The 22,417-nt window shown below is 67.8% G+C and carries 21 protein-coding genes and 1 pseudogene; 8 read left to right on the top strand and 14 right to left on the bottom strand.

The window, feature by feature from the left end; genetic code table 11:
- The 3 genes and pseudogenes from RIN18_RS15025 to rpsF form a co-directional block, all read right to left on the bottom strand.
- Window positions 1-113: pseudogene (locus RIN18_RS15025) on the bottom strand (30S ribosomal protein S18); the annotation flags it as partial.
- A 55-nt stretch (window positions 114-168) separates the two neighbouring features.
- Window positions 169-684, bottom strand: a complete 516-nt coding sequence (locus RIN18_RS15020; RefSeq protein WP_309104794.1) for a single-stranded DNA-binding protein — start codon at window positions 682-684, stop codon at window positions 169-171.
- Window positions 685-688: 4 nt separating this feature from the next.
- Window positions 689-1,057, bottom strand: a complete 369-nt coding sequence (gene rpsF, locus RIN18_RS15015) for a 30S ribosomal protein S6 (protein ID WP_309104793.1) — start codon at window positions 1,055-1,057, stop codon at window positions 689-691.
- Between the two features lie 222 nt (window positions 1,058-1,279).
- On the opposite strand from rpsF, the gene RIN18_RS15010 reads away from it, so the two are divergent.
- Entirely contained in the window at window positions 1,280-1,975 is a 696-nt protein-coding gene (locus RIN18_RS15010) for a hypothetical protein (protein ID WP_309104792.1), read from the top strand.
- A gap of 51 nt (window positions 1,976-2,026) precedes the next feature.
- Here the strand turns inward: RIN18_RS15010 and RIN18_RS15005 are convergent, their stop codons facing one another.
- Window positions 2,027-2,617: a GNAT family N-acetyltransferase gene (locus tag RIN18_RS15005; protein WP_309104791.1), complete on the bottom strand. Its 591-nt coding sequence runs from the start codon at window positions 2,615-2,617 to the stop codon at window positions 2,027-2,029.
- Between the two features lie 128 nt (window positions 2,618-2,745).
- Here RIN18_RS15005 and RIN18_RS15000 point away from each other — a divergent pair, with 128 nt between their 5' ends.
- Window positions 2,746-3,723: a hypothetical protein gene (locus tag RIN18_RS15000; protein WP_309104790.1), complete on the top strand. Its 978-nt coding sequence runs from the start codon at window positions 2,746-2,748 to the stop codon at window positions 3,721-3,723.
- The gene (locus tag RIN18_RS14995; protein WP_309104789.1) at window positions 3,720-4,883 is read left to right on the top strand and encodes a hypothetical protein; all 1,164 of its coding nucleotides are present in this window, start codon (window positions 3,720-3,722) and stop codon (window positions 4,881-4,883) included. The genes RIN18_RS15000 and RIN18_RS14995 overlap by 4 nt, the downstream gene beginning before the upstream one ends.
- Window positions 4,884-5,185: 302 nt before the next feature.
- Here the strand turns inward: RIN18_RS14995 and RIN18_RS14990 are convergent, their stop codons facing one another.
- The 5 genes from RIN18_RS14990 to RIN18_RS14970 form a co-directional block, all read right to left on the bottom strand.
- Complete coding sequence (locus RIN18_RS14990) at window positions 5,186-6,514, bottom strand: GAF domain-containing protein (RefSeq protein ID WP_309104788.1); 1,329 nt, start codon at window positions 6,512-6,514, stop codon at window positions 5,186-5,188.
- 106 nt (window positions 6,515-6,620) lie between these two features.
- Window positions 6,621-8,048 (bottom strand): CCA tRNA nucleotidyltransferase, encoded by a 1,428-nt coding sequence (locus RIN18_RS14985; protein WP_309104787.1) that lies wholly within the window; start codon window positions 8,046-8,048, stop codon window positions 6,621-6,623.
- Between the two features lie 70 nt (window positions 8,049-8,118).
- Window positions 8,119-8,412: a hypothetical protein gene (locus RIN18_RS14980; protein WP_309104786.1), complete on the bottom strand. Its 294-nt coding sequence runs from the start codon at window positions 8,410-8,412 to the stop codon at window positions 8,119-8,121.
- A gap of 113 nt (window positions 8,413-8,525) precedes the next feature.
- The gene (locus tag RIN18_RS14975) at window positions 8,526-9,578 is read right to left on the bottom strand and encodes an LLM class flavin-dependent oxidoreductase (protein ID WP_309104785.1); all 1,053 of its coding nucleotides are present in this window, start codon (window positions 9,576-9,578) and stop codon (window positions 8,526-8,528) included.
- 39 nt (window positions 9,579-9,617) lie between these two features.
- The gene (locus RIN18_RS14970) at window positions 9,618-11,132 is read right to left on the bottom strand and encodes a methyltransferase (protein ID WP_375163538.1); all 1,515 of its coding nucleotides are present in this window, start codon (window positions 11,130-11,132) and stop codon (window positions 9,618-9,620) included.
- Between the two features lie 97 nt (window positions 11,133-11,229).
- On the opposite strand from RIN18_RS14970, the gene RIN18_RS14965 reads away from it, so the two are divergent.
- From RIN18_RS14965 to trxA, 4 genes are all read left to right on the top strand, one after another.
- A complete protein-coding gene (locus RIN18_RS14965; RefSeq protein WP_309104783.1) occupies window positions 11,230-13,359 on the top strand; it encodes a DUF6049 family protein in 2,130 nt (709 codons plus the stop codon).
- On the top strand, window positions 13,356-14,954 hold the full coding sequence (gene murJ / locus RIN18_RS14960; protein WP_309104782.1) for a murein biosynthesis integral membrane protein MurJ: 1,599 nt from the start codon (window positions 13,356-13,358) through the stop codon (window positions 14,952-14,954). The genes RIN18_RS14965 and murJ overlap by 4 nt, the downstream gene beginning before the upstream one ends.
- 123 nt (window positions 14,955-15,077) lie before the next feature.
- On the top strand, window positions 15,078-16,052 hold the full coding sequence (gene trxB, locus RIN18_RS14955) for a thioredoxin-disulfide reductase (RefSeq protein WP_309104796.1): 975 nt from the start codon (window positions 15,078-15,080) through the stop codon (window positions 16,050-16,052).
- A 69-nt stretch (window positions 16,053-16,121) separates the two neighbouring features.
- Window positions 16,122-16,445 (top strand): thioredoxin, encoded by a 324-nt coding sequence (trxA, locus tag RIN18_RS14950; protein ID WP_309104781.1) that lies wholly within the window; start codon window positions 16,122-16,124, stop codon window positions 16,443-16,445.
- A gap of 87 nt (window positions 16,446-16,532) precedes the next feature.
- Here trxA and RIN18_RS14945 read toward each other — a convergent pair whose 3' ends face one another.
- The gene (locus RIN18_RS14945) at window positions 16,533-16,958 is read right to left on the bottom strand and encodes a GrpB family protein (protein WP_309104780.1); all 426 of its coding nucleotides are present in this window, start codon (window positions 16,956-16,958) and stop codon (window positions 16,533-16,535) included.
- Between RIN18_RS14945 and RIN18_RS14940 the strand changes: the two genes are divergently transcribed.
- Window positions 16,939-17,082 carry a hypothetical protein gene (locus RIN18_RS14940; protein WP_309104779.1) on the top strand — a complete coding sequence of 48 codons (144 nt, stop codon included), beginning with the start codon at window positions 16,939-16,941 and terminating at the stop codon, window positions 17,080-17,082. The genes RIN18_RS14945 and RIN18_RS14940 overlap by 20 nt on opposite strands.
- 20 nt (window positions 17,083-17,102) lie before the next feature.
- On the opposite strand, the gene RIN18_RS14935 is transcribed toward RIN18_RS14940, so the two are convergent.
- The 4 genes from RIN18_RS14935 to RIN18_RS14920 are packed head-to-tail and all read right to left on the bottom strand — an operon-like array spanning window position 17,103 to window position 20,806.
- On the bottom strand, window positions 17,103-17,438 hold the full coding sequence (locus RIN18_RS14935) for a tryptophan synthase subunit alpha (RefSeq protein ID WP_309104778.1): 336 nt from the start codon (window positions 17,436-17,438) through the stop codon (window positions 17,103-17,105).
- Window positions 17,439-17,447: 9 nt separating this feature from the next.
- Window positions 17,448-18,896 (bottom strand): sugar porter family MFS transporter, encoded by a 1,449-nt coding sequence (locus RIN18_RS14930; protein ID WP_309104777.1) that lies wholly within the window; start codon window positions 18,894-18,896, stop codon window positions 17,448-17,450.
- 60 nt (window positions 18,897-18,956) lie between these two features.
- Window positions 18,957-19,931 (bottom strand): ParB/RepB/Spo0J family partition protein, encoded by a 975-nt coding sequence (locus RIN18_RS14925; protein ID WP_309104776.1) that lies wholly within the window; start codon window positions 19,929-19,931, stop codon window positions 18,957-18,959.
- A complete protein-coding gene (locus RIN18_RS14920; RefSeq protein ID WP_309104775.1) occupies window positions 19,931-20,806 on the bottom strand; it encodes a ParA family protein in 876 nt (291 codons plus the stop codon). The genes RIN18_RS14925 and RIN18_RS14920 overlap by 1 nt, the downstream gene beginning before the upstream one ends.
- Window positions 20,807-22,417: the final 1,611 nt, after the last annotated feature.

Raw genomic sequence — 22,417 nt, 5'->3', positions numbered from 1 at the left:
AGGGTGGCGACATCCTTGTAATCGATGACTCCGACCCGGATCGACTTCGCGGGAGCGGTGGGCTTGCCACCCTTCCGCGGCTTGCGGCGGTCGCCGCTCGACTTTCCAGCCATTGTTCTTCCTTAGTGATGAGCGGATGCGGTCCCCGAGGAGACGGATCCGAAACTGTTAAAACGGGGTGTCGTCGCCGAAGCTGCCCGGAGTGCTCCAGGCGTCGGCGCTGGTGGACGAACCGGGGGTCGACCACGGCTCCTCCGACACCTGCTGCTGCGCGGGGCGCTGTCCGCCGCCGCCACCGGCGCCACCGGCACCGCCGGTCGAAGCCGCACGGGTGACCTGCGCGGTCGCGTAACGGAGCGAGGGGCCGATCTCGTCGACCTCCAGCTCGATGGCGGTGCGCTGGTTGCCCTCGCGGTCCTGGTAGGAGCGCTGACGCAGGCGACCCTGCGCGATGACGCGCATGCCCTTGGTCAGCGAACCCGCCACGTGCTCGGCGAACTCGCGCCAGACGGATGCGCGCAGGAACAGCGCATCGCCGTCCTTCCACTCATTCGCGGCACGGTCGAAGTTGCGCGGCGTCGATGCGATGGTGAAGTTCGCCACCGGCAGCCCGTTCTGCGTGTAGCGCAGCTCGGGGTCGGCCGTGAGGTTTCCCACCACGGTGATGACGGTCTCGCCGGCCATGGGATCAGGCCTTCGCAGCCTTGGCGGACTTGCGAGCAGCCTTCTCCTCGGAGCGCTTCGCCTCTGCAGCCACCATCGCCTGAGCCTCTTCGGCCCGAAGCACCTTGGTGCGCATGATCTGCTCGTTGAGCTTCAGCTGGCGGTCGAGCTCCTGGGTGGCGGCGCTCGTCGCGGTGAAGTTGACGACGGCGTAGATGCCCTCGTTCTTCTTCTGGATCTCGTATGCAAGACGGCGCTTGCCCCAGATGTCGACCTTGTCCACCGAGCCACCATCGTTGGTGATGACCTTGAGGAACTTGTCGAGCGTCGGGGCTACCTGGCGCTCGTCGATCTCGGGGGTCAGAATGACCATGAGTTCGTACTGGTGCGTCACTTACCCACCTCCTTCGGACTAGAACGGCTCCCGGGGCTTTCCCGGAAGCAGGAGGGTGTGTGAACGTGTCTTTCCCCGGTATCCGATGGATGCCGGCGGGCAGACAACCTTGACAGTCTAACGGATGAACTTCCGGACCGGGTTCACGAGTCTCATCGCCCTGTTGGCATGCTTGAGGGCGTGCGGGCGAGAGTCGCCGGCACGACATAGAGGGGGGACGCTATGCGCGTCAACAAATGGGGTGTCGGCATCATGATCGCCGCCGCCATGGTGCTCACCGGTTGCGCTTCGGGCTCGAATGAGCCGGCAGACAAGAAGCCGACCGAGAGCACTCAGGAAGAAGCCGCACCGGAGTCGAACTGCCCCGAGCTCGCGGAAGGCGCGACCATCGACGGCGCTGTTCTCAGCGAGTGCGCCATGGACGCGATGATGGCCTCCGCCGGCTACGCCGCCACGATGACGACGCTCGGCATGGAGACCACCAGCCGGTACAACCCGGCAGACGGTGCCGTCGAGACCATCTCACCCATGGGTTCGATGATCGTCATCGGCGATGAGGTCTGGGTGAAGTCCTCGACGAGCGAGTGGCAGGTCGCCGATCCGGAGTCCAGTGATCCCGTGATCGCAGGGCTCAGCATGGGTGCCGCCGCCGTCGACCCGAAGGATCCGACGGCGATGGCTGCGCTCTCGGGCGAGTTCACCGTCACCGGCACGGGCATGCGCCTCGGCCAGGACGTGTTCGTGCTCACCGGCACCACCGAAAGCCAGGGTGTCGCGGTCGACATGGTGATCGAGGTCACGTCCGACTACGTGACCCTGGCGACGACCGCCACCACCGAAGCCGAGGGCCAGACCTTCGAGTCCGTGCAGGAAGTCACCGAATGGGACGTCAAGCAGGACATCGTGGCTCCGCTCTGACAGCGAGCCGATGCGGAAGGCCGGGGCCGATGGCTCCGGCTTTCCGTGTCTTCAGCTTGGCCGTCGATCGCGGACGCGGGGTGCTCCGTCCCGACGCCATTCCTGCTCGAGCAGGGCGTAGACGAGCACGGTCGTCCACTCCTCCTTGAACCAGGAACTCTCAACGAGGCGCGCCTCGTGGCGGAATCCCAATCGCTCTGCGACCCGCACCGATGCCGAGTTCCGCTCGTCGATGCGCGCTGTGATCCGGTGCAGCCCGAGCCCGTCGAATCCCACCTCCAGCAGGGCGCTCACCGCCTCCGCCGCATACCCCCGACCGCCGAACCGAGGATCGAGGATGTAGCCGACCTCGCCGGAGCGATCGCTCTCGCTCCGCCAGAACAGCACCACATCGCCGACGAGGCGCCCGGTCGACCTCTCCTCAACGGCCAGGCAGACCGCGTCATCCTGCTTCTCGAAGCGCGTCGTCGACCATCGCGTGGCGATGCGCTCCTCGATGCCGGCGAGATCGAGCGTGCCGTACGGCACGTACCGGACGACGTCCGGGAGCGACTTGTAGGCGAGCATCGCTTCGGCGTCGCCGGGTTCGAGGGGCCTGAGCAGCAGCCGATCCGTGCGGATCGGATACTCCGGTGCGTACATCTTCTCTCCCGTCCGCTGGGTGCAGCGACGACAGGGGCGGCGCTGATCCGGCTTCCACCGTAGCGATCCGCAGCAGGGATCGCGGCATCGGTGCGGTGGCGTCCGGATGCCGCGGGTAGCGTGGTCGCATGGAGTGGACAGCGGATGCATCGGCCGGCGCCTGGCTGCGGGAGCGGCTCGATGCCGAGGCAGTCGACATGCACGTCGTCGTCCCGCGGGGCTTTCCGGCGTATGTGCGCATCTTCCATCCGGCCCACCGTGAGCGACCGATCGGCGAGCCGTGGCCGGGGCTCCCCTACGACGCCCACCGCGCAGAGTGGGAGGCGTTCCAGGCGCGTAGCCCCGAGACCATCGAGGAGCAGGTGAGCTGGGCGGAGACCGCTGGGGCGATGGGGACAGTGATGCACGCCGGTGCCCAGTGGGATCGGATCGTCGCGCCGGGGCGCATCGTCGAGAACGAGGACGGCCCGCGAGACCGCGATGGATGGCGTTACGCCGAACCACCGATCGGCGGGCTCGAGGTCGACGTCCTCGCCGCGGTCGCGGGGCACCTCGTCGAGCACACCACGACGCCGGATGCCGGGATGGCCGGCATTTGGGAGGGATGGGGCCGTCTGCTCGGGTACCACGGAAAGGGGCCGTCGTCGCGAGCCTTCTTCGGCTGGGGAGGCGACCCCCATCACGCCGCGATGCTCTCCCGCAGCGTGCACGACGCCTTCAACAATGTCTTCCGCCGGGCGACGTGGCAGGAAGGCATCCTCTCCCGGGAGATCTCTGAGGGTCCGAGACTCCAGCTGCCCGACCGCGGCCACGTGCTCTTCACCGCCGCTCCGCGCGAGTTCGCCGATCCGGCATGGATCCTGGGTGCGCCATGGCATGATCGTGAGAGCGAGGGCCACGGGTTCCCGCCATCGGCGCAGAGCCCGAGCCTGGTGTGGCCCGACGACCACGCCTGGGTCCTCGTGAGCGAGGTCGACTTCGATTCCACGATCGTCGCCGGCGCGGAGGCGCTGATCCGCGCGATCTGTTCCGATGAACGCATCGAGGCGCTGCCGATCGCCGAGGGTACACGCCTGACGTGGAACGTCGACGAGGTCAACCGGTGACGACTCCTCAGCCGTTCTCGTTCGAGGCCAGCCCGCTCACCGAACCGGTCGACGCGCGTGCGGTGCGCGCCTTCGCCGCGCAGGTCCGTGCGCGCACCGCGACCGGCGCGTCCGCGTCGACGGTCATCGGCATCATCGCTCTCGTGATCGCCGGCGTGGTGTTCGTGCCGATCATGGTCTCGCTCGTCGTCACGCTCGCGTCAGTCAGCGGATCTCCCGGCTCGGCGACGGTCGTCCTCCTTCTCGCCGCGCTCGTCGTCGCCGCAGTCGGGGTGCTCATCTGGGCGGGCGTCCGGCGGGCACGGGAGATCCGTTACCGCCTCGACGGCTTCGCCCGGGCCAACGGCATGAGCTACGTGCCGCGGGTGGCGAATCCGGCACTTCCGGGCATGATCTTCGGCATCGGGAGCGGGCGACTCGCGAAGGATCTGGTGCGCGGGCAGTCCCCTCGGCACGTGGAGTTCGGCAATTATCAGTACACCGTCAAGTCCGGCAAGCACTCGACCACCTACAAATGGGGCTATGTCGCAGTGAAGCTCGACGTTCCGCTGCCGAACATCGTGCTCGACGCTCTCGGCAACAACGCCGTCTTCGGATCGAACCTCCCGGCGTCGTTCCACAAAGAGCAGGCGCTCTCGCTCGAGGGCGACTTCGACCGGTACTTCCGCCTCTACTGCCCGGCGGGATACGAACGGGACGCGCTGTACCTGTTCACACCCGACATCATGGCCCGCTTCATCGACAATGCCGCCCAGCTGGACGTCGAGATCGTCGACGACTGGATGTTCCTCTACACCAAGCGCCAGGTGTCGACCCTGGATCCGGCGACCTGGGCGTGGCTGTTCGGGGCGGTGGGCGCGCTGATGACCAAGTTCGATCAGTGGGCGCGCTGGCGCGACGAACGGCTGCTCGCCGCGAGCGCGGGCCCGATTCCCGTACCGACTCCGGGCGTGACGGATTCGGTCGCGGGTGCGGGCACCACGACCGGCCGGGACGCCGCGAACCCTGCGGCGCTTCCCTTCGCTCCTCCCGCGGGGATGCTGACTCCGCCGCCGGGTGTCGCGCCGCAGGGACGACGACTCCGACGACGCTCGAGCTGGATCCCCGTTTTGTTCCTCGTCATCGCCGGCGTGGCCTGGTTCTGGATCCGGCTGAACTGAGCGGCACACCCTCCGGATGTGCATGCGCAACGGGATCCCGCGTCAGAAACACAGAACGGCCTCGACGCCAGCAATGCTGACGGAGGCCGATCGAGTGTCGGGGTGGGCGCCGTTTGGGGACCAGCGTCCACCCCATCCCCCCTCGGGATGTGGAGAAGAGATTGACTCCCCCTCCGTTTCGGCGGCATAGCCGCCTGCGCCTGCGGTCAGCTGGGGACTGACGATGCTCGGCGCATATGAAAACGGTATACCGGCGGAGGTTGCAATCCGTTGCGGGCGATCCGGCGCGGGTGATCCGGCACTCAGTCGGCCTCGAGCTTCTCGATCCGCGAGACCAGCGCAGCCCGCTTGGGCGACCTCGGCGGGAGCATCTCGAGCGCGAGGCGGAGCACCTCGGCATCCGCTTGCCCTTCGGGGATCTCGGCGTACGACAGCAGCACGTCAAGGCTCGCCCCGGTGAGCATCGCCTCGCGGAGCGCCGATCTCACCGACTCGCGGAAGTCCTCCACGCCCGGCGACATCGATTCCGGGAGCACCGGCCCGCGGTACGCCGTCAGAGCCACTCGGTGCGCACCCCGATCGAGCAACGACAGCACGTCATGGGCGTCGGTCTCCAGAGTTGTCGTCAGCCGGTACGGACGCGACTCCGGCACCAGGTCGGGAGCCGTGCGCTCGAGCACTTTGCGCAGACGCACCATCTCGGGTCGCAGCGTGTCTGGCGAGACATCGGGGCCGTAGACGAGTTCGCTCAGCCGCTCCGCGGACAATCCCTGCCGGTGCACCGTCAGCATCAGCAGGATGGCGGCGTGACGGGCGCTGAGCTCGGTGACGTTCTCCTCGAGCTCGGTAGCCGTCTCCAGTCGAGCCCGGTCGCGCCCGAGGACGTGCAGCCTCGCACGTGCGGTCGTCTTCGGTCTCGCTCTGGGAGCCGGCGTCCGCGGTGCGTCCTTGCGCGCCTGGAGACGTGCCACCATGAGCTCCGATTCCACGGCACGCGCGGTGGCATCCACGAGCAGTCGCGCTTGGGGAGTCACGGCTTCCGCCCCGCCGGTGACGTCGATCACGCCGAGGACTCCGCGCGTCTCCGGATCGTGCACGGGGGCTGCGGAACAGGACCACGGATGCACGAGCCGGTTGTAGTGCTCCGCTCCGCGGATCTGCACAGAATGGCCCAATGTGAGGGCTGTCCCCGGCGCTGTCGTGCCGACGGCATGCTCGGCCCAGTTCGCGCCTGCCACGAAGCCCATATCGCCGGTTTGAGTTCGCAGCTGCCGATCGCCCTCGACCCAGAGCAGGCGGCCCGCCTGATCGCCGACGGCGATGATGACCCCGTCCTCCTCGGAGGAACCCGGCAGCAGCAGAGCGCGGATCATGGCCATCGCCGTGGCGAGCGGATGCGAGAGCCGGTACTCCTCCAGCTCTTCCGAGACGAGTTCGAGCGGAGGGGCGGTGTCCGTTCCCACGCGCCCCCTCAGTGATCGCACCCACGATTCACGCACGAGAGGCCGCACCTGCTCGAGCCGATGATCGTCGAGATTGCCCAGGAGAAGCTGCTCATGCGCGCTCTCGAGAAGCCGACGCGGAGTCGCAGCGCTGCTGGCACCGCGGGCGGACGACCATGAATCTGACACCCGGTCTCCGATCACCTCAGACCTGCCCTGCGCACAGCATACGAGCGTGCCCGGCGATTCGGAACAGGTGCTTGATTTCGACGGCGATCCGTGGTGCGGCCGTGTCTCAATCGCGTGCTGCCCACCACTCGCGCAGGCGCTGCTCGGCGGCATCCACGCCGAGCACGCCTTCATCCAGACGAAGGTCGAGCAGGAATCGATAGGCCTCACCCACCTCGCGTCCGGGTCGGATGCCGAGCACCTCCTGGATGCGGTTGCCGTCGAGTTCCGGGCGGATGGCGTCGAGCTCCTCCTGCTCGCGCAGCGCCGCGATACGGGATTCGATGTCGTCGTAGGCGCTCGCCAGGCGCGCGGCCTTGCGCCGGTTCCGGGTGGTGACGTCGGCGCGCGTGAGGATGTGCAGCCGCTCGAGCAGGTCGCCGGCGTCGCGCACGTAGCGCCGGACCGCGGCATCCGTCCAGGCGCCCTCGGCGTAGCCGAAGAAGCGGAGATGCAGCTCGATCAGGGTGGCCACGGCATCCGTCGTCTCACCGTCGAAACGCAGAGATTGCAGACGCTTGCGTGCCATCCGCGCGCCGACGATGTCGTGATGATGGAAGGTGACCGCACCGCCGTCCTCGAGCTTGCGCGTGCGGGGCTTGCCGATGTCGTGCAGCAGGGCCGCGATGCGCAGGGGAACGTCCGGTGCGGCACCGGGGTGACGCGTGTGTTCGAGCTCGATCGCCTGGGTGAGCACGGTGAGGGAGTGCTCGTAGACGTCCTTGTGGTGATGGTGCTCGTCGACCTCGAGTCGCAGGGCACTGACCTCGGGAAGGAACTCCTCGATGAGGCCGCTGTCGACCAGCACGCGGATGCCGCGCACGGGATCGTCGGTCTGCATCAGGCGCACGAGTTCGCCCTGAATGCGCTCCGGACTGACGATCGTGAGCGTCTCTCGCAGGCGGGCGATCGCGTCCGACGTGGCCTCGTCGATGCGGAATCCCAGCTGTGCGCTGAAACGGGCGGCGCGCAGCATCCGCAGCGGATCGTCTCCGAAGCTCACCGACGGATCTGCCGGAGTGCGGAGCACACCCGCGATCAGGTCTTCGACACCGCCGGTCGGATCGACGAGCTTCACGGCCGGCACCTGCAGCGCCATCGCATTGACGGTGAAATCACGGCGCACCAGGTCACCGTCGATGGTGTCGCCGAACTCGACCGTCGGCTTCCTGGTCACGCCGTCGTAGCTGTCCGCGCGGTAGGTGGTGATCTCCACCTGCTCGCCCTGCACGCGAGCGCCGATCGTGCCGAAGGCTCGGCCGATGTCCCACTGCGCGGTGGAGATCGGCGTGACGATGCGAAGGATGTCGTCCGGCATCGCATCCGTGGTGAAGTCGAGGTCGTGCGTCTCTCGCCCGAGAAGTGCATCGCGCACCGGACCCCCGACCACGGCAAGGTCGAACCCCGCGTCAGCGAACGCCCGGGCAAGCGTCGCGACGACGGGATGCGCGGCGAGCGCGGCCAGGCGCGTCAGGCCCTCGGCCATGTTGAGCATGGTTTCCAGCGTACCGGCGGCGTGAGCCGCGCCCGGACCCGTCCCGGGAGAGGCGGGAGACACCGGTCGGTCAGAAGAGCGGGTTCTCGCCCCTGGCCTCCGCGATCGCGGCGTTGCGGCTCTTCATATGCTGCATGAGGAGCAGGCTCAGACCGAGCCCACCGAGCACGGCGACGCCAGCGAGCACGAACTTCCCGATCTCGGGATCGACGAGCCCGAAGACATACACGATGAGAACGACGGCGGCGAGCAGCGCGCCTTCGACGAGCGCGAAGTTGCGGAACATCCGCGCCTGGCGCGAGCGGTACTCGGCTTCGACCGCCTGGACGCGGCCGCCGATCGATGAGTCTCCGAGGTCGGTCATGCCACCAACGCTATCCCTTCCCGCACTCCTCGAGACTGCAGCTCCGCGCCGAGAGCATGACATTTCGCCACAGTCTCGGCGCACGAGTGCAGTCTCGCGGTCAGCCCCAGCGATCAGGCAGGGTCTCCCTGCACCGGGCCTTCCGTGTTCGGCTTCCAGCCCAGCGCCGGCGCGACGTGAGTGGCGAACGCCTCGAGGACGTGGAGGTTGTAGTCGACGCCCAACTGGTTCGGGATCGTCAGCATCAGCGTGTCCGCGGCCATCACGGCCTCGTCGGCGAGCAGCTGGGAGATGAGCACATCGGGCTCGGCTGCGTAGGTCTTGCCGAACGTCGAGCGGAAGCCGTCGATGATGCCGACCTGATCGTGGTTCTCCTCCGATCGCAGGCCGAAGTACGCCCGATCCATGTCGGAGACGAGAGGGAACACACTGCGGCTCACCGACACCCGTGGCGTGCCGGTGTGGCCGGCTTCGCGGTACGCGGCGCGATACAGGTCGATCTGCTCACGCTGCAGCTGGTGGAACGGCACTCCGGTGGCCTCGGTGAGCAGCGTCGAACTCATCATGTTGAGGCCACGGCGGCCGGTGTCCTCGGCGGTCGCTCGCGAGCCCGATCCCCACCAGATGTGGTCGCGCAGCGTCTCAGACCGCGGCTCGATGGCGAGGTACCGGCCCTCCCCGACCTGCCGGGGATCGCCCTGAACGACTCCCGCGCCGTCGATGGCCTCGAGGAAGAGGTCGAACTTGTCACGGGCGAGGTCGGCTCCGCGCGGATCGGCCGATCCGGTGTAACCGAACGCCTCGTAGCCGCGCAGCGCGGTCTCGGGTGAGCCACGGCTGACGCCCAGCGCGATGCGGCCGTCGGCGATGAGATCCAGCGCCGCCGCCTCCTCGGCGAACTGCAGCGGATTCTCGTACCGCATGTCGATGACCCCGGTGCCGACCTCGATGCGCTCGGTCTTCGCCGCCATCGCCGCGAGCAGCGGCATGGGCGACGCCGCCTGACGGGCGAAGTGATGAACGCGCACGTAGGCACCGTTCACTCCGATCTCGTCGGCTCCCACCGCGAGATCGATCGTCTGGCGCAGCATGTCGCCGGCGGTGCGCGTGCCGGAGCCGGGCACCGGGGCGTAGTGCCCGAACGAGAGGAATCCGAATGCCTTCATGGTCTATGCGAACGAATGGACGACGCCGGATATTCCGGATCAGTCCGCCGCAGTGAGGAAGCCGTCGAACACGAGGGAGCGGATGCGCGGCTCGAGGTCTGCCCACAGCTCACCGAGCGGCACCTCGAACAGGTCGGCGAGCGCCGCGGCGATCTGCATGACGGTGAGGTCACCGTCGCACGCACCGACGAATCCGGCGAGCGCCGGATCCACCGACCGGGTACGGGCGAACCCCCCGCCCTGGCGCAGTTCGATCACGCTGGGGTCGTCGGCTCCAGGAAGCAGATGCCGCGCCTCGGTGACGTCGGATGCCGTGATCAGAGTCTTTGGCAGGCCCGATGCCAGCAGGTCGTGCGCCGCCAGCCCGTCGCGCAGCGCCGCGCCCACCCCCGACACGGGCTGCGCGATCTTCTCGATGCGTCGGAGGGGATCACTCGCGGCTTCCGGCCGGCGCAGCAGCACATACCCGAATCCGACGGACGAGACCGCCCGGCGCTCGAAGTCGTCGAGCCATGCGGTGAGCAGCGGCGTGAACGCGGCGTCCCTCGGTGTCGTGCCGCCGTCACGGATCCACAGCTCCGCATAGGAGAGCGGGGTGAGCTCTTCCCGCTCGATCACCCAGAGATCGAGGTCACCCTCGACCCAGGCCGCCAGGCGGTCGAGTCCGGACCATCCGTCGCGCGACTCCCAATTGCCGAGCAGCTGCGCAGTGCCACCCGGCGTCAGGTGCGACGGCACGGTCCGGATGAACTGCTCGACGAGCGAATCGCCGACGAGGCCGCCGTCGCGATACTCGTATTCGGGCACGTGCTCGCTTCGCGGGGTGATGACGAACGGCGGGTTGGACACCACCAGGTCGAACGCCTCGCCGGCGACCGGCTCGAACATGCTGCCCCGGCGGAAGGAGATGTTTGATACGCCGTTGAGCCGGGTGTTGAGCTCGGCATAGGCGAGCGCGCGCGCCGAGATGTCGGTCGCGACGACGCTCCGGGCATACCGGGCGACGAGGAGAGCCTGGATTCCGCACCCGGTGCCGAGGTCAAGAGCGCGTTCCACCTCGACCGGCAGGATGATCTCGGCGAGGGTCCGCGACGCACCGCCCACGCCGAGCACGTGGTCAGGAGGAAGCGCTGTTCCCAGTGCGACCTCGTCGAGGTCGCTGGCGATCCACCACTCGCCGACGCCGTCGGCGTCGACGAACGACTGCGGCCGGATGAGGGCCGTCGGAGCGACCGAGTCACCATCGACGGTGGCGAGGCCCAGCGCGACCAATCCCGAGACACCGAGGCGCGGAACCGCCGTGGCCACCCGTGACGTCGGCTGCGGCATCCCGAGGACGAAGAGCCGACCGAGGGTCGCGAGTACTCCGCCGTCGCCGGCGATCGCGCGCAGGATCGGTTCGCGCATGCCGCGACCGAGCGCATCGTCGGCCTCCTCACCCCACAGTCGCCGCAGCGGCTCGGAGCGGAAGTCGGCGGCGTCGAGGTCGGCGGCGAGCGCGGCGCAACGCAACGGCTCTGGCACGGGGGCGGGGCTGTCGGACACGGCCGTCACTCTACGCGTGTTCAGGATTCTCCTTCAGGCGGCCACCTAGAATCGCAGGGTCAGTACTCACGAGCAGCCTGCGTCGCCGGCGTTCGAGGAAGACCCTATGACAGTGACCACTCCCGAAACCGGCCTTCGCGCGCAGCTGCTGCGGCTCGCGAGCGGCGCGGTCGCCTTCGCGATGGCGCTGGGCCTCGGCGTCACCGGTGCGACGAGCGCGACGGCGGCGACTGACGAGGCTTCCGAATCGGGTTCGGTCGAGTTGTTCGTCTCGGCAGGACTGTACGGAACGGTCGCCCCTGGTTCTGCGGTGTCGGCGACCGTCACGGTGCAGAACGAGACCGACACCGCTCTGTCACCCGGGCGGGTCGCCGTCGAGCTCGGCAGGACGCCTCTCGCCGACGCTGCATCCGTCTCCGCCTGGCTCGACAGCGGTGAGGGCGACGCGGCTTTCGGTTCGCTCGGCGCTGAGGCCACGGACGCCGTCGAAGCCGGTGGCGCGGTGACCGCGTCGATCTCGGTCCCGCAGGAGACACTCGGCGATCTCGCACCAGGGATCTATCCCCTGCGCGCCGAGCTGAACAGCACGGCGGCCGACGGGGTCGACTCCGACAGCCCGCCCGCCGCGGAGGTGTCCGGCACCAGCGTGCTGATCGTCGCGGCCGGCCCCGCCCCGGAGGTGGGCGTGCTGGTGCCGATCACGGCCACTCCCGAGAGCGGTGCCCTGCTGAGTTCGATCGAGCTGGTCGCCCTCACCGCGCCGGACGGCGCCCTCACCGCGCAGCTGGACGCCGTGGCAGGCACGTCCGCCACCCTGGCCGTCGACCCCGCCATCCCCGCCGCGATCCGCGCGCTCGGCACGAACGCCCCGACGCGAGTCACGGAATGGCTCACGCGCCTCGAGAACCTGCCCAATGAGCGGTTCGCCCTGCAGTTCGGCGATGCGGATGCCGCCACGCAGGCGCACGCGGGGCTGCCCGCCCTCCTCGACCCGACGACACTGAGCCCGTTCGTCGACCCGAACTCCTTCCCGGGCACCCAGACGCCGAGCCCGACACCGGCGCCGACCGAGGCCGCGGCAACCGAGTTGCCCGACGACGCCGAGCTCATGTCGGTGCCGGGCGCGCGGCCCCGCATCCTGTGGCCAGGCGGCGACGTCACGACCGAAGCCCTCGCGACGTTCAGTGAATACATCGGCGGCCCCGGGGTGACCATCGTGCCGTCGAGCGCCGTGGCCGAGAAGATGAGTGGGCATGCCGCGTCCGGCGACCACGAACTACTGGTCACCGACGCAGCCGTGTCTGCGGCGCTGTCGGCAGCGGCCGCCGAGCCCGATGCGCCTGCGCGCGAGCGCTGGCTCGCCGCCGCGCGGGCGCAGCTCGCACTCGCTGCGCAGCATGCTCCCGGCGCCCCGCTGCTGGTCGGGTTGGAGCGAGACGAGACGCGCACCGCCGAAGCGCTTCGGGCGGCCATCTCCGCCGTCGATTCGCCGACCGTCGAGCTCTCCTCACTGCGGGCGACTCCTCCGACGGCGGTGACGCTGACGGCCGAAGCCGATACGGCGAGGGCGGCCGCACTGCAGACTCTGCTCGATGACGAGGTGGCTCTGAACGACTTCTCATCGGTTCTCACCGACCCGCAGATGCTGATCAGCCCGGAGCGGATCAAGCTCCTCCGCGTCATCTCCGTCGGCAAGACCGCCGAGGAGTTCGCCGATGATGTGGCGGCCCACCGGGAGGGCACGCAGGCGACGCTCGGCGCGGTCGGCATCGAACGCTCCAGCACCATCCGGCTCTACGGAGCCAACGCCGACCTCGGGTTCTGGGTTCGCAACGACCTTCCCTGGCCGGTGAATGTGAGGTTGTACGCCAACCCGTCGGATCCGCGCCTGGACGTGCAACGGATGACGGATGCCGTCGCGGACGCCGCAGGCAACACCCGGATCAAGGTGCCGGTGTCGGCGCGCGTCGGCAGCGGCGACCTCACCGTCCGCCTGAGCCTCAGCAGTCCCTCCGGCGTGGCGATCGGCTCCACCCAGTACGCGAGCGTGTCGGTGCGTGCGGAGTGGGAGACCATCGGCCTCATCGTCTTCGGGGGACTTGCGACGTTGCTGATCGTGCTCGGAGTGGTGCGCACGGTGCTCCGCAAGCGGCGAGAGGCCGCGGATGCCGAGAAGACCGCGGATGCCGAGAAGACCGCGGATGCCGAGGCGGCACCGCTCGAGGAGGATCAGTGAGCAGTCTGGGTCGCGCGAGCGCCATCCTCGGTGCCGGGACGCTCATCTCGCGGCTGACGGGACTCGTGCGCACGATCGTGCTGGTTGCCGCGATCGGATCGATCGGCCGCGCCGGAGACGCTTTCGGCACCGCCAACCAGCTTCCGAACAACATCTTCACGATCATCCAGACCGGCATCCTCACCGCCGTGATCATCCCGCAGATCATCAAGGCCGGCAGCCATAAGGACGGCGGGCAGGCGTTCATCTCGAAGCTGTTCACCCTCGGCACGATGGTCTTCGTCGGCGCGACCGCTCTGGCGATGCTGGTCGCGCCCTGGCTGGTCTTCATCTACGCGAAGGACTTCACGGCCGACCAGCACGCACTCGCGACGGCGTTCGCGTACTGGTGCCTGCCGCAGATCCTGTTCTACGGACTCTACGCGCTGGTGGGCGAGACGTTGAACGCGAAACGCGTCTTCGGTCCGTACACCTGGGCGCCGATCGCCAACAACGTCATCTCGATAGTCGGCTTCCTGCTGTTCATCGCCCTGTTCGGCGACGACCGGCGCGACGTCGACATGTGGGATCCGTCGATGATCGCGGTCCTCGGCGGCACCGCCACCCTCGGGATCGTGGTGCAAGCGGTGATCCTGCTCTTCGCCTGGCGGCGGACGGGCCTGCATCTGCGCCCGGACTTCCGCTGGCGGGGAGTCGGACTCCGACACGTCGGTCGACTCGCCGGCTGGACCTTCGCGATGGTGATCGCCGGCCAGCTGGCCGGCCTCGTCCAGGCGACGACGGTATCCGAGGCGTCCGGCGATCACCCGTCGGGGTTCATGATGATGGCCGCCTGGCTGGTGTTCATGCTGCCCTACTCGATCTTCACCGTGTCGATCGGCACCCCCTATTTCACCCAGATCTCCGAGCACGCCGCCGAGGGCCGCGACGACGAGGTGCGCGGCGATGTGGCGCGCTGCATCCGCGTTGTCTCCCTGTTCGTCGTCGTCTCGACCGTCGCGTTGTTCGCGGCAGCGATTCCCGCCACGCGCATCTTCACCAACGGCGATACCGAGGCGATCGCGGCGGCCCCCGTGCTCGTCGGTTACCTCGTGGGCCTGCTGCCGCTGTCGGTCCTGTTCATCGTGCAACGCACGTTCTATGCGTACGGAGACACCCGCACGCCGTTCTGGTTCACCGTCGTGCAGTGCCTGATCATCGTCGGATCGGCGCTGGTGCTGCCGTCGTTCGTGCCGCTCTCGCAGCTGGCCGCCGCCATCGCGCTCAGTCAGTCGATCGCCGGCACCGTTCAGATGATCATCGCCGTCTGGATGCTGCGACAGCGCCTTGGGAGCCTCGAGCTCGGTCGCACGGCACTGTCGCTCGGTCGCTACGCGATCGCTGCGATCCCAGCCGGATTCGCCGGGTGGGGCGCGTTCCTCCTGCTCGGCGGAGCGGAGGGCTGGACGACAGCGGACAAGCTGCTCGGTGCGCTCGGCACCGGCGTCATCGGCGCCGTGACGGTCGTGGTCTACATCCTCGTGCTGCTCGCGCTGCGTGCGCCGGAGCTGAAGGTCGCCACCGGCCTCCTGCGGCGATTCCTGCCGGGCCGCTAACACGCGGCGCCCGCGCCGTGCGGCGCCGCCCGTGCGCCGCCGCCCGGGGGAATGCGCCGCGGCTACCATGGGTTGAAGCAGGAGAACGGCTACGAAGGCCCTGCATTCACCATCGGAGAGCACATGCGTCAGGTCATCATCATCGGCTCCGGCCCCGCCGGTTTCACTGCTGCCATCTACGCGGCACGTGCGAGCCTGCAGCCGCTGCTCATCGCCAGCTCGGTCGAGGTCGGCGGTGAGCTGATGAACACCACCGAGGTGGAGAACTATCCCGGCTTCCCCGAGGGCATCCAGGGCCCGGAGCTGATGGCGAAGTTCCAGGAGCAGGCCGAGAAGTTCGGCACCGAAGTGCTCTACGACGACGTCACCGACCTCGACCTCGACGGTCCCGTCAAGACGGTGACCCTCGGCAGCGGCGCTGTGCACGAGGCGCGCACGGTGATCTACGCGACCGGCTCCGCCTACCGCAAGCTCCACATCGACGGCGAAGAGCGCCTTTCCGGCTACGGCGTCTCCTGGTGCGCGACATGCGACGGCTTCTTCTTCCGCGAGAAGACGATCGCCGTCGTCGGCGGCGGCGATTCCGCGATGGAAGAGGCGACCTTCCTCACCCGGTTCGCCTCGAAGGTGTACATCATCCACCGCAAGGACACGCTGCGTGCATCGAAGATCATGCAGGAGCGCGCCTTCGCGAACGAGAAGATCGAGTTCATCTGGAACACCGAGGTCGCCGAGATCCTCGGTGCGGACGCGGTGAGCGGTGTGACACTGCGGTCTACCACCGACGGCTCCACCCGCGACTTGCCGCTGGACGGACTGTTCGTCGCGATCGGCAACGACCCGCGCACCCACCTCGTGCACGACAAGCTGAAACTCACCCCCGAGGGCACCATCTGGGTCGACGGCCGCTCGTCTGTCACCTCCGTCCCCGGTGTCTTCGCCGCCGGAGACGTCATCGACCCGACCTACCGGCAGGCGATCACCGCCGCCGGCACCGGCACGATCGCCGCCCTCGACGCCGAGCACTTCCTCGCGGATCTCGAAGACGCCTCGGTCGAGATGCCAGCAGCCGAGGCTGCGGAGATCATCGTCGCCTGAGCCACCGGGAACAGATTCCGGTCATCCGCTGTTGTAGCCGATGATTCCTACGATCAAGGAGAGTTTCTGATGAGTGCAAAGGCCACGACCCAGGCGACCTGGCAGCAGGACGTGTTGCAGGCCGAAGGTACCGTTCTGGTCGACTTCTGGGCGGAATGGTGCGGCCCTTGTCGCATGGTCTCCCCTGTCCTCGACGAGATCCAGTCGGAGCACCCCGAGAAGATCACCATCCTCAAGCTCAACGTCGACGAGAACCCCGAACTCGCCATGAAGTATCAGATCACGTCGATCCCGGCGATGAAGGTCTTCCAGGGCGGCGAGGTCAAGACGACCATCATCGGCGCGAAGCCGAAGTTCGCGCTCGAGAAGGACCTCGAAGCCTTCATCGGCTGATCCGACCGGTCCACGGCTGTCGATCCGAAGCCCGTCGTCTCCTCGGAGGCGACGGGCTTCGTCGCGCAGCACGCGGGGCTGGTCGCGCTACTTGTCCCAGACCCGCACCGACTCGAGGCCGCGCTCAGCCCGTGCCCGGTCGACGATCTGCTGGATGATGTCGGTCTTACCGGCGTTGTACGCGCGGCCATCCTGCGCCGACGCGTCGGCCGCGATCTTCACCCGTTCATAGCGCGCGGCATCCGCCGGGCGCGTGCGCAGCGAATCCCGCAGGCCGCGCTGGTGCACGGCATCCCACTCCCGCACGTCGAAGAAGCGGGCGATGCTCACCCGCACGTCGAAGAAGTGGGCGATGCTCACCCGCACGCCCTGACGCTCGAGGATCACGACCGGGTGGGTGCGCACGCCGCTGCCGACCCGCCAGCCCGCCTTGTCCAGCGAAGGACGATGCACATCGAACTCATCGGTGCCGGCGACCCGCACGGCGATGTCGATGATCGGCTTCGCGATCATGCCGGGAACAGCCGTCGAAGCCGATGTGCTCGATGTGCCACTGATCGTCGCCATGGCGCCGCAGGTCATCGGCGAGGCGCTCGAAATCGGCCGGCTACCGCGGATCGTACGCGACCAGCCGTGACGGCACGCGGGGCGCCGAAATCAGGAGGCGTCGGCGACGGTCGGGTCCCAGCGCCGATGCTTCTGCTGTTCGTCGAGCAGTCCCCACACCGCGGGCGTCAACTCGGGATACTCCAGGGCGATCTGGCGAAGCACGCGATAGTGGCGGGCGGCGTTCGGGCGGACACCGTCGTTCGCCGTGATGTTGTCGGCGCGCAGCAGGTACACGACGAGCTCATCGACGCTCGGCAACTCCTCCATGAAGTCCCAGGGGTCCTCGCCGCCGAGCAGTCGTTCCTGCACGAGGACGGCCAGCTCGTCCGACGCCTCGGCGCGCAGCACCTCGAGGCTTGCGCGGCGCGGCACGGACTCGGTCATGCATCCAGCCTACGCTCGCTGCCGCCGGGGTCGGCGCTCCACCTTTGCCTCATCGGTCATCTCCTCGAGTTCCTTGCCCTTGGTCTCGGCGACCTTGAAGTACACGAAGAAGAACGACAGGAGCGCGAAGAACGCATAGAACCCGTATGCGAAAGGCAGGCCGATCTGGGCGAAGGCCGGGAACGTCGTCGAGATGAAGAAGTTCGCCGCCCACTGGGCTGCAGCGGCGACGGCCAGGGCACCGGCGCGGATGGAGTTCGGGAAGATCTCTCCGAGCAGCACCCAGACCAGCGGTCCCCACGTCGCTCCGAAGAAGACCACGAACGCGTTAGCGCAGATCAATGCGACCGTCGCCCACGGATCCGGCAGAGTGACGGCGCCCGCGGCATCCAGCTCGCCGAAGGAGAACGCCAGGGCCATCAGGCCGAGGCTGATCGTCATGCCGACGGACCCGACGAGCAGCATGATGCGGCGGCCGATCTTGTCGACGAGCATGATGGCGATGATCGTCACGACGATGTTCGTCACCGAGGTGATCACGGTGATGGTGAGTGCCTGCGATTCCCCGAATCCGACGGACTGCCAGAGGGTCGTCGAGTAGTAGAAGATGACGTTGATGCCGACGAACTGCTGGAACACCGACAGCAGGATGCCGATCCAGACGACCGGCTTGAGCCCGAACCGGCTGCCTCGCAGATCGCGCAGCGACGCCTTGCGTTCGGTGTTGAGGGTGCCGGTGATCTCGGTGATCTTCGCCTGGACGTCGATCGCCCCGGTGACGTTGGTGAGGACGTCCGAGGCCCGCTCGAGATCGCCTTTGGCCACGAGGTAGCGCGGCGACTCCGGGAGCCGGAGGGCCATGATCCCGTAGACGACGGCGGGAATCGCCTCGGCGATGAACATCCACCGCCAGGCGTCGAGTCCCCACAGCGGTTCGGCAGCGCCGCCCGCCACATTCGCGAGGAGGGCATCAGACAGCAATGCGACGAAGATGCCCGTGACGATGGCGAGTTGTTGCAGCGAGCCCAACCGCCCCCGGATCCTCGCGGGGGCGACCTCGGCGATGTACGCCGGTGCGATGACAGACGCGGCACCGACGCCGAGCCCGCCGACGACGCGCCAGATGATCAGGTCGATCACGCCGAAGGCGAGCCCCGATCCGACGGCGGACAGGAAGAAGAGCACCGCCGCCGCGATCATCACTGGAATGCGACCGTACTTGTTCGCAATCGAACCCGAGAACCACGCGCCGATCGCACATCCGATGAGCGCGGACGACACCGCGAAGCCTTTCAGGCCGACCCCGAGATCGAAGCCCGACTTGTCCCCGGCCAGCGCGTCGACGGCACCGTTGATCACCGCGGTGTCGAAGCCGAAGAGGAATCCGCCGAGCGCCGCGGCGATGCTCACCGCGATCACCCGTCGTTGAATGGCCGAACCGGTCGGGGTCTGCGACATGTCACTCTCCTCAGCGTCGAGATGCCGTGAGTCTAGGGGACGAGATCGGCTCCCCGTGGATCACGAGGCTCCGTAGGTCTCTTCGCCGAGTTCCGAAAGGATGCGGTTGAGATCCTGGATCGATGCGAAATCGATCGTGACCTGGCCTTTACGAGCTCCCAACGACACCTTCACCCGCGTGTTGAGGCGGTCGCCGAGTTTGCCGGCCACCTCATCGAGGTAGGCGCGGCGTGCGCCCGGGGTCGGCTTCGGCGCTCTGACAGCCGACGAGGGCTGGGCCTTCGCGGCCTCCTCGGTCGCGCGCACCGACAGGTCTTCATTGACGACCTTGTCGGCCAGACGCTGCATAGCCTCCGGGGTCTCGAGGCTGAGGATCGCCCGCGCGTGCCCGGCGGTCAGCACGCCGGCCGCGACCCGCTGCTGCACGGGCACCGGAAGCTTCAGCAGGCGGATGGTGTTGCTGATCTGCGGGCGAGAGCGGCCGATGCGTGCCGCCAGCTGCTCCTGAGTGATGCCGAAGTCCTCGAGGAGCTGCTGGTAGGCGGATGCCTCTTCCAGCGGATTCAGCTCGGACCGGTGCAGATTCTCGAGCAGTGCGTCTCGAAGCAGATCCTCGTCGGCGGTGTCTCGCACGATGGCCGGGATCGCGGCGAGGCCGGCCTCGCGCGCTGCGCGCGTGCGCCGCTCCCCCATGATCAGTTCGTATTCGCCCTGGGCGTTCTTGCGGACGACGACGGGCTGCAGCACCCCGAACTCGCGGACGCTGTGCACGAGCTCAGCGAGATCCTCGGGATTGAAGTGAGTTCTCGGCTGCCGAGGGTTGGGAACGATCTCGTGGGGGTCGATCTGAACGAGGTGGATGCCGGGCACCTCCGTCAGGTCGGGTTGGGTCTCGTTGGCAGGGCCGTTGACGGCGCCGTCCTGAGCAGGGCGCAGGTTCGCGCCGGGGAAGAAGACGTCGACCGGCCGCTCCGCCTGGTCGGCCGTCGGGATGAGTGCGCCGATTCCTCGGCCCAGTCCAGTGCGCTTGGCCATCATTTCTCCTTGCTCTGCGTCGCTTCACGCGACGCGATCTCGACGGCTGCTTCTCGATACGCGATCGCTCCGGCGGACTGCCCATCGTAGGCGATCACGGTCTGTCCGAAACTCGGCGCCTCGGACACGCGGACCGATCGCGGAATCACCGTGCGCAGCACCTGTTCGGGGAAGTGGTTGCGAACCTCATCGGCCACCTGCTGCGCGAGGCGCGTTCGTCCGTCGAACATGGTCAGGAGGATGGTCGACAGGTGCAGCTCGGGGTTGAGGTGCTTCTGGATCATCTGGATGCTGCCGAGTAACTGGCTGAGACCCTCGAGCGCGTAGTATTCGCACTGGATCGGGATGAAGACCTCGGATGCCGCGGTGAACGCGTTGATCGTCAGGAGCCCGAGCGAGGGCGGGCAGTCGATGATGACGAAGTCCGCCGGGTTGTCGGCGAGGTAGTCGTGCAGTGCTCGACGCAGCCGGTGCTCGCGGGCGACTTGGGCGACGAGTTCGATCTCGGCGCCGGCGAGGTGGATCGTGCTCGGGGCGCAGAGGAGGTTCGGGTTCTCCGGGCTGACCTGCACGATGTCGGCGAGGGGGAACTCCTCGATCAGCACGTCATAGACGCTGGGGATGTCAGCACTGTGCGGGACACCGAGGGCGGTGGAGGCATTGCCCTGTGGATCGAGGTCGATGACGAGGACCTTCGCACCGAGGTCGGCCAGCGCCGAGGCGATGTTCACGGCGGTGGTCGTCTTGCCGACGCCGCCCTTTTGATTCGAGACGGTGAGCACTCGGGTCTCACCGGTGAACTCGACTTTCGCGGACTCCAGTGCACGACGACGAGCAGACAGGTCGGCGAGCTCCCGCGCGAGCGGTGTATCCATCCCGAATGATTCCTTCGGCGATGCCTTTTCGGGTTGTTTCACGTGAAACATCCACTCCTTTCGGGGCCGCGTTCCACTCTAATCGCTGTGGGAGACGTTGCCGGCGGGCGCCGATGTCTGCTTGGTTGAGTTTCTCGCAGTTCGTCGGCACCCGGGCGTAGGGGTGTCCCCTTCGTTCGCAGAGCGGGCTCCTTCCCGCTTCGCGGGCCCCTCCCGATGCTCACTCCCGGGAACACCCCTGCGCCCTCCTGTTTCCGGCATGGGAACGCCACTCGGGTACGCCTGCCGGGCGGGGATGCTGGGGTGGGCAGCGTCTCGCTTTCGCTCGACGGCTGCGCATTGGAAGGAGAGGGTGAGCCGGTCGTTGCTGCAGGCGATGTTTCACGTGGAACATCGGCGCGCGGACGCGATGAGGTAACCGAAGAAGGCGGAGTTATCGGGCGAGGAGGAGGTCGATGGCTTCGACGAGAGTGGCTGTCGGCACGGTCGCGTCGCGTTCGAGGGTGGCGCCGGCAGGAAGGAGAGGCTCGACGTGTGTGACGTAGTGGCGAACGTCCTCCTGCTCGCGCGCCGTCTTGCCGTATCGATTGTTGGTTCGCGACGAGACACGTGCGATGAGAACCTCGACAGGCGGGACAGCAGCACGATGTGATCGAAGAGTTCGTAGAACTGCCCCTGATTCTCGACGGTCCCTGCGACGACGATGTCCGGGTGCGCGTCGAGCAGCTCCGTCATCCGACCGACGCGCCAGTTGCCGTTGTCAGCCTTCCAGGGGCCATAGTCCGTGTCGACCGCCGCCCGACCCCGCTGCCGCAAGGCATCCACCAGAGTCGACTTCCCTACGCCCGACATCCCGGTCACCAATACGCGCACGCTCCCGACCCTATCCCCACCTCGCCGCACCGCCCCACAACGCCCCGATCGCCCACAATCGAACAAACCGGGACGCTACTCCCCGCACCTGCACGCCGACGGGATCGTGACTCACCTTTTGTCAGACCCGGCGCCTCGACGGGATGCGCACCACGGGCGCGCATCAGGAAGAGACGGGCACCTCGAATGCAAAGAGACGTCCGTGTGCCCCACCCCAGTGGGAGATGCTCATAGTCGCCTGTTTCACGTGAAACATCACGCAACTAGGCGTCCGCCCATCACGACAGGTTCTCCCGTCGAACGCAGTTGTAGAGCGAAGCGAGACGCTGCCCCCGTACTACCTCTCTCCTCCGGCTCGCCGATTTGCCGTAACCGAGGGCGTAGAAGGTGTCCCCGGGGGTGAGCATCGGGAGGGGCCCGCCAAGCGGGAAGGAGCCCGCTCTGCGAACGAAAGGGACACCCCTCCGCCCCGCATCCGAGACGAAGAGCCTCAGGCAGACCTGTTTCACGTGAAACAACAGCCCCACGCCGCAAGGACCACGCGTGATCAGCCCGCGCGCGGTCGTCGAGCGAAGCGAGACGCTGCCCCCGTACTACTCAATCCTCCGTCCCTGCGACCAACGTGTCGTGACGGAGGGCACAGCGGTGTCCCCGGGAGTGAGCATCGGGGGGCCCGCGAAGCGGGAAGGAGCCCGCTCTGCGAACGAAGGGGACACTCCTGCGCCCGGCATCCACAAG

It is taken from the genome of Microbacterium sp., assembly GCF_031179285.1.
GTDB lineage: Bacteria > Actinomycetota > Actinomycetes > Actinomycetales > Microbacteriaceae > Microbacterium.
Note: the sequence above shows the minus strand (reverse complement) of the source record. Positions and strands in the feature narration are given on the sequence as shown.

Excerpts from the sequence above, each read along its gene's own strand:
- RIN18_RS14985 (WP_309104787.1), bottom strand. The coding sequence starts at position 8,048 with ATGCTCAACATGGCCGAGGGCCTGACGCGCCTGGCCGCGCTCGCCGCG.
- RIN18_RS14945 (WP_309104780.1), bottom strand. The coding sequence starts at position 16,958 with ATGATCGCGAAGCCGATCATCGACATCGCCGTGCGGGTCGCCGGCACC.
- RIN18_RS14930 (WP_309104777.1), bottom strand. The coding sequence starts at position 18,896 with ATGTCGCAGACCCCGACCGGTTCGGCCATTCAACGACGGGTGATCGCG.
- RIN18_RS14965 (WP_309104783.1), top strand. The coding sequence starts at position 11,230 with ATGACAGTGACCACTCCCGAAACCGGCCTTCGCGCGCAGCTGCTGCGG.
- RIN18_RS14980 (WP_309104786.1), bottom strand. The coding sequence starts at position 8,412 with ATGACCGACCTCGGAGACTCATCGATCGGCGGCCGCGTCCAGGCGGTC.
- RIN18_RS14975 (WP_309104785.1), bottom strand. The coding sequence starts at position 9,578 with ATGAAGGCATTCGGATTCCTCTCGTTCGGGCACTACGCCCCGGTGCCC.
- RIN18_RS15020 (WP_309104794.1), bottom strand. The coding sequence starts at position 684 with ATGGCCGGCGAGACCGTCATCACCGTGGTGGGAAACCTCACGGCCGAC.
- trxA (WP_309104781.1), top strand. The coding sequence starts at position 16,122 with ATGAGTGCAAAGGCCACGACCCAGGCGACCTGGCAGCAGGACGTGTTG.
- RIN18_RS14935 (WP_309104778.1), bottom strand. The coding sequence starts at position 17,438 with ATGACCGAGTCCGTGCCGCGCCGCGCAAGCCTCGAGGTGCTGCGCGCC.
- RIN18_RS14940 (WP_309104779.1), top strand. The coding sequence starts at position 16,939 with ATGATCGGCTTCGCGATCATGCCGGGAACAGCCGTCGAAGCCGATGTG.
- RIN18_RS14925 (WP_309104776.1), bottom strand. The coding sequence starts at position 19,931 with ATGGCCAAGCGCACTGGACTGGGCCGAGGAATCGGCGCACTCATCCCG.
- RIN18_RS14920 (WP_309104775.1), bottom strand. The coding sequence starts at position 20,806 with ATGGATACACCGCTCGCGCGGGAGCTCGCCGACCTGTCTGCTCGTCGT.
- RIN18_RS15005 (WP_309104791.1), bottom strand. The coding sequence starts at position 2,617 with ATGTACGCACCGGAGTATCCGATCCGCACGGATCGGCTGCTGCTCAGG.
- RIN18_RS15000 (WP_309104790.1), top strand. The coding sequence starts at position 2,746 with ATGGAGTGGACAGCGGATGCATCGGCCGGCGCCTGGCTGCGGGAGCGG.
- RIN18_RS15010 (WP_309104792.1), top strand. The coding sequence starts at position 1,280 with ATGCGCGTCAACAAATGGGGTGTCGGCATCATGATCGCCGCCGCCATG.
- trxB (WP_309104796.1), top strand. The coding sequence starts at position 15,078 with ATGCGTCAGGTCATCATCATCGGCTCCGGCCCCGCCGGTTTCACTGCT.